Annotated in this window: 1 protein-coding gene; it reads left to right on the top strand. The window is 73.2% G+C overall.

What is annotated here, in order from left to right; genetic code table 11:
• Positions 1–665, top strand: a 665-nt coding sequence (locus ACYQ0J_RS00205) for an ATP-binding protein (RefSeq protein WP_460170227.1), incomplete at its 5' end; no start/stop codon positions are given.
• Positions 666–824 lie beyond the last annotated feature (159 nt).

Raw genomic sequence — 824 nt, 5'->3', positions numbered from 1 at the left:
GGGACCTCGAGGCCGACCTCAAGGCCTGGCAGAGGCGCTACCCGGGGAACGAGGAGAAGGCGAGGAGCCTCCTCAAGGCCCTCAAGCGCCCCGAAGGGGTGAACCCCGTCACCCTCGTCGTGGACGACGCCACGGGCCTCACCCCCAGTGTGGTCCCCTGGCTGGTGGCCTTCGCCGAGGTGGCCACCCTGGTCCTGGCCGTCCACCCGGAGACCCTAAGGAAGGGGGGTACAAAGCGGCTATGGATGCGTTTGGACCGGGTGGACCTCCCGCCCCTCTCCCCGAAGGAGACCCGGGAGCTCGCCCGGGCCCTGGTGGAGCGCTACGGGGTGGTGGCCGAGGACCTCGAGGCCTACCTCAACCGGGTGGTGAGCCTCTCCGCCGGGGTGCCGGGAGAGGTGGAGCGCCTGGTGCGGTACGTGAGCGCCGAGGACATCGTGCGGAACCGGGACGTGGGCACGGCCTACGCCGAGGGCCTGGCCCGGCGGGAGGAGCGGGGCATCGCCCTGGCCCCCATCCTCCTGGTGGCGGGGGGCGTGGCCATCGCCGCCCGCTACCTGGGTCTGGCCCGGGGGGAGATGGACCTCTATGTGGCGGGGGGGTTGGGCATCGCCGCCTTCGTGGTCCTCTCCCCCTGGCTCAGGAAGGTGGTGGTGGCCAAGTGAGGCGGCTCGCGCTTCTTCTCGTCCTCGCCCCGGCCCTGGCCCAGGGCCTCACCCGGGAGGAGGCCCGCCTCCTGGACCGCCTCGCGGAGGAAGCCCTGAAGGCGGACCCCGCCTACCTCCAGGCCCTCGCCGACCTGGAGGCCGCCCGGGCCTCCCTCG

The organism is Thermus sp. FJN-A (assembly GCF_054655095.1).
This window is presented reverse-complemented; position numbering and strand designations above follow the sequence as displayed.